The 5,302-nt window shown below is 74.0% G+C and carries 3 protein-coding genes; all 3 read right to left on the bottom strand.

Features of this window, described 5'->3' with window-relative positions:
- Positions 1-827, bottom strand: an 827-nt coding sequence (locus ABWI07_RS43725; protein WP_353822160.1) for a beta-ketoacyl synthase N-terminal-like domain-containing protein, incomplete at its 3' end; no start/stop codon positions are given.
- A 37-nt stretch (positions 828-864) separates the two neighbouring features.
- Positions 865-1,656, bottom strand: a complete 792-nt coding sequence (locus ABWI07_RS43720; protein WP_149256780.1) for an AfsR/SARP family transcriptional regulator — start codon at positions 1,654-1,656, stop codon at positions 865-867.
- 28 nt (positions 1,657-1,684) lie between these two features.
- Entirely contained in the window at positions 1,685-5,272 is a 3,588-nt protein-coding gene (locus ABWI07_RS43715; RefSeq protein WP_353822161.1) for an SDR family oxidoreductase, read from the bottom strand.
- Positions 5,273-5,302: the final 30 nt, after the last annotated feature.

Below are 5,302 nucleotides of genomic sequence, written 5' to 3'. Positions count from 1 at the left end.
ACCAGACCCACCCCCTCCGACCACCCCGTCCCATCCGCCGACGCCCCGAACGCCTTACACCGCCCATCCACCGCCAACCCCCGCTGACGACTGAACTCGATGAAGACGCCGGGCGTCGCAAGGATCGTGACGCCGCCGGCGAGGGCGAGGGAGCACTCCCCCGCCCGCAGTGCCTGGCACGCCAGGTGCAGCGCCACGAGCGACGACGAGCACGCCGTGTCCAGGGAGACCGCCGGGCCTTCGAGCCCGAAGGTGTACGCCACCCGCCCCGACACGACACTGCCGGCGTTGCCGTTGCCCAGGAACCCCTCCAGCTCGTCCGGGGCCTTGGGCAGGCGCGTGTGGTAGTCGTAGTACATGACGCCGGTGAACACCCCGGTCCGGGAACCGCGTACCGACATCGGGTCGATGCCGGCGCGTTCGAACGTCTCCCACGCCACCTCGAGCAGCAGCCGCTGCTGCGGGTCGGTCGCCACGGCCTCGCGCGGGCTCATCCCGAAGAAGCGCGGGTCGAAGTCGCCGGCGTCGTAGACGAAACCGCCCTCGCGGGCGTACACCTTGCCGGGCTTGGACGGGTCCGGGTCGTAGAGGTCCTCGACCGCCCACCCGCGGTCGGCGGGGAAGGGCGCGATCGCGTCGGTGCCGTCCGCGACCAGCCGCCAGAGGTCCTCGGGCGAGGTGACCCCGCCCGGGTAGCGGCAGCCCATGCCGACGATGGCGATGGGCTCCTGCCGCCCGCTCTCCAGCTCGAGGATGCGTCCGCGGGCCCGCTGGAGCTCGTCGGTGACCCACTTCAGGTACTCGACGATCCTCGTGTCGTCCGCCATCTCGTCACCAGCCTTCGGGGAGGGTCCGGTGCGGCGGTCAGGAGACCGCGCGCAGTTCGGCGTGGGCGGGGATCCTGAGCAGCCAGTGGTCCGCCGACAGAATCGCCTGCTGCAGATCCCGCAGAGCCCGGCAGGGCTCCAGTCCGAGCTCCTTCTTCAGCGTGGCCCGCGCACGCTGGTACACCTCCAGGGCGTCCGCCTGCCGGTGCGACCGGTAGAGCGCGAGCATGAGCTGCCGGTAGAAGCCCTCGCGGAGCGGATGCGCCTCGGTCAGCTCGTACAGCGGCCTGACCTGTTCCCGGTGCAGGCCCATCATCAGGTCGCACTCCACCAGCAGTTCCAGGCACTCCAGCCGGCTCTCCTCGGCCCACGCGGCGAAGGTGCTGACGGCGGACCCCCAGGCCAGTCCCTCGAACGCCGGGCCGCGCCACATCGCCAGCCCCGCCCGGAGCGTGGCCGACGCCTCCTCGAAACGGTCCGCGCGGGCGCGTTCCCGGCCGTCGTCCAGCAGTCCGAGGAACTGGTCCAGGTCCAGTTCGTCCGGGCCGAGGGTCAGCAGGTAGCCGTGCGGATGGGTGGAGACGGGGCAGCCCTGCCGGTCCGGGCGCGCCAGGAACCTGCGGATCTTGTAGATGTAGACGTGGATCGCCGCCTGGGCGCGCCGCGGCTCGGTCCCGCCCCACAGCTCCGCGACGATCTGCTCGGGGGTGACGACCCGGCCGGCGCGGGAGAGCAGCAGGGCCAGCAGGAGGTTGGTCTTCGGCGCGCTCAGCTCCGCCGGCCCCGCGCCGTCGACGGTCCTTATCCGTCCCAGGATCTCGTATCGCATCACGCGCCCCCGTTCGGGTTCGGTGCCGTCACGGCCCAAGCTCCTTGTCGATCAGTTCGAACATCTCGTGCGCGGTCGCCGTGTCGATGTCGGACGCGGACTCCGCCGGCCCCGGCGCGGCGTCCCGGTCGTTCAGCCGCCACAGCAGGGCCTGCAGCCGCGCACCGATCTCGTCCAGGGCCCGGTCCCCGGGTTCGAGGGCCGCGCACGCCTCCTCCAGGGAGCGCAGGCCGTCCAGGGCGGGCGAGCGTCCGGCGCCGTCCTCGGGCAGCAGTGCCGACCGCAGGTGCGCGGCGACGTCGTCGGCGCTCGGATGGTCGAACACCAGCGTCGCCGGAAGGCGAAGGCCGGTGGCGGCCCCGAGCCGGTTGCGCAGCTCCACGGCGGTGATCGAGTCCAGCCCCATCTCGCGGAACGCCCGGTCCGGCTCGATCGCCTGCGATGTGCCGTGGCCGAGGACGGCCGCGGCCTGCTGCCGCACCAGCTCCAAGAGCAGGCGGTCGCGGCCCGGCTCGTCCAGATCGAGGAGCCGGGTGCGCAGGGCCGCCGCCTCACCCGGCGCCTCCGCTACGGTTCCCGCGGCCGCCCGTTCCGCGGCCTCTCGCGCCTCGGGGATCTCGTCCGCGAGCCGCGTGGGTCGCGCGACGGAGAACAGCGGCAGGAAAACCGGCCAGTCCACGTCGGCGACCGTCGTATGGACGTCATCGCGGTCCAGCGCGCCGCCGAGCGCGGCCAGCGCGATGGCCGGGTCCATCAGCGGCAGGCCGTGCCTGGCCGAGCGCTCCTCGACGATCGCACGGTCGGCGGGGTCTTCGAAGACGTCCCACACCCCCCAGGCCACGGACGTCGCCGGCAGGCCGCGGGCGCGCAGCCACTGCGCGAGCGCGTCCACGTGGGCGTTGGCCGCCGCGTACGCGCCGTGGTCGCCGCTGCCCCAGACCCCGGCGATCGAGGAGAAGAACACCAGCGCGTCCAGGGGCTCGCCGATCTCGTCGAAGACATCGGCGAGGTTGCGGGCACTGTCGACCTTGGCGGAGACGGCGGCGGCGTACTCCGGCAGCCCGGTGTCGGCGATCGCCGCCAGCTCGCCGGTGGCGGCAGTGTGCAGCACCGTCCGGACCGGGGTGCCGTCGGCGGCCAGGCCGCGAGCGAGGGCGCGCAGCGCGCCCCGGTCCGTGACGTCGCAGCGGGCCAGGGTGATCCGCGTGCCGTGCTCGGCCAGCTCGGCGGCGAGGTCCTGGACACCGGGCGCGGCGTCTCCGTCCGGGTGGGTCAGCACCAGGTGCCGGGCGCCGCGGCCCACCAGCCAGCGAGCGATCCGGCCATCGGCGGGGCCGCCGCCCCCGGTGATGAGCGTCGCGTCACGCGGCCGCCAGTCCCGGACGGTCGCGGGCGCGGCGGCGCGGACGAGACGGCGGACCGACACGGCGGATTCGCGGACCGCGAGCTGGTCCTCGCCGTCCGTGCGGGCCAGGGCCGCGCACAGGTGCCGGGCCTCGTCCGGCACGGGCTCGGCCGGCAGGTCGACCAGCCCTCCCCACAGCCGTGGATGCTCCAGTGCGGCGACCCGCCCCAGCCCCCACAGCTGTGCCTGCGACGGGTCGCCGACCGGGTCGCCCGGGCCCGTGGACACCGCGCCGCGGGTCACGCACCACAGCGGCACGTCGGGCTCGGTCCCGGCGAGCGCGTGGAGGAGCGCGAGGGTGTTCGCGACACCGCGCGGCACCGCCGGGTGCGCCAGGTGAGGGGTCGCGTCCGCGGCGAGGAGCGACAGCACCCCGGCGAACCGGCCCTCGGCTAGGGCCGCGCGCAGCCCGGCCGCCGGAGAGGACCCGTTCCCGCCCGCGTACAGGTCTCCCGCACGCAGCCGGACGGTGTCCAGGCCCGTCTCCTCCAGCGCCCCCGCGACCGAGTCGGCCCAGGTCCCGGGCTCCTCCGGGAGCACCACCAGCCAGGTACCGGACAGCGCTCCGGCCCCGCTGGGCGCGGCGCGCCAGGCGACGTCGTAGCGCCAGGCCCCGGTCGCCGTGCGTTCCCGCCGGGTCCGATGCCAGTCCGACAGCGCTGGAAGCACCTCGGCAAGGGCCGTCTCGTCGAGCCTGAGCTCTTCGGCGAGAGCCCCGAGGTCGCTGCGTTCGACCGACGTCCAGAACCGTGCCTCTTCGGGGTCCGTCACCTCAGCGCCGGTGGGACCGTTGGTGGAATCGAGCCAGTAGCGGCGGCGCTGGAAGGCGTAGGTGGGCAGGTCGGCTCGGCGTCCTGGTCCGAGGATCGCGGACCAGTCGACCCCGACGCCCTGGACGGACGCCTCTCCCGCCGAGCGGAGCATGCGGTCCGCGCCGCCCTCGCCGCGGCGCAGGGAGCCGATTGCGGCCACCCTGGCCTCGCGCTCGTCGGCGATCTCCTCCACGTTCGGGACCAGGATGGGGTGGGGACTGCACTCGACGAACGCCCGATGCCCGGACGCCAGCAGCGCGCCGACCGCCCCCGCGAAATCGACCGGTCGCCGTGCGTTCTCGAACCAGTAGTCCGGTCCGAGCGCGGCGGTGTCCAGCGGACCGCCGGTGACCGTCGACCAGAAGGGCACCTTGCCGGTGCGCGGGGCGACTGCCGCGAGCAGCTCCAGCAGTTCCTCGCGCAGTGGGTCGACCTGGGAGCAATGCGAAGCGACCGTGACCGGCACCACCCGGGCCCGGACGTCCTGTCGACCGCACTCCTGAACGAGCTCGCCGAGCAGGTCCTCGGGCCCGGCGACCATCACCGCGGCCGGCCCGTTGACGCCCGCGACGGCGAGTTCGCCGTCCCAGGGCGCCAGCAGGCCGCGCACCCGTTCGACGCCCGCGCCGACGGCCGCGACCGCGCCGCGCCCGGTGAGATCGCGGGCGAACAGCCGCGACCTCAAGACCACGACGCGCAGCGCGTCGTCCAGCGACAACGCGCCCGCCACGTAGGCGGCGGCGACTTCGCCCTGCGAGTGGCCGACGACGGCACCGGGCTCGACCCCCCAGGACCGCCAGACGCGCGCCAATCCGACCATGACGGCGAACAGGACCGGCTGCAGCCGGTCGATCCGGTCCAGGCTTCCCTCGTCGGACTCCAGGGCCTCGCGCAGCGACCAGTCCACGTAGCGGCGGAGGGCCTCCTCGCATTCGGCGATCCAGTCGGCGAAGACCGGGGACCGCGCCAGCAGGTCGCGTCCCATTCCCGTCCACTGTGAGCCCTGGCCGGGGAAGACGAAGACCGGCCGTTCCTGGGCGGCCGCGGTTCCCGTCACGGTGTTCGCAGTCGCCGTACCGGACGCGACGGCGGCCAGACCGGAGCGCAGCTCGTCCAGATCGCTCCCGAGGACGACGGCTCGATGAGCAAGGGCCGCGCGCGTCGTCGCCAGGGCGCGCGCCACGGCGCCGAGGCCATCGGTGGCGCCGACGGTCCACTCATGGAGCCGGGCGGCTTGAGCCCGTAGTGCGGTGTCCGTTGCTCCGGACAGGATCCATGGGATCGGGGTGGTGTCTGTGTTGTGGTCTTGGGTGGGTTCGGGTTCGGGTTCGGGTTCGGTTGGGGGTGCTTGTTCGAGGATGAGGTGGGCGTTGGTGCCGCTGATGCCGAAGGAGGACACTCCGGCGCGGCGGGGTCTGCCTGTCTCGGG

Origin of the sequence: Actinomadura sp. NPDC000600, from assembly GCF_040492135.1 — a bacterium.
Classification (GTDB): Bacteria; Actinomycetota; Actinomycetes; order Streptosporangiales; family Streptosporangiaceae; genus Spirillospora.
Note: the sequence above shows the minus strand (reverse complement) of the source record. Positions and strands in the feature narration are given on the sequence as shown.

Excerpts from the sequence above, each read along its gene's own strand:
- ABWI07_RS43720 (WP_149256780.1), bottom strand. The coding sequence starts at position 1,656 with ATGCGATACGAGATCCTGGGACGGATAAGGACCGTCGACGGCGCGGGG.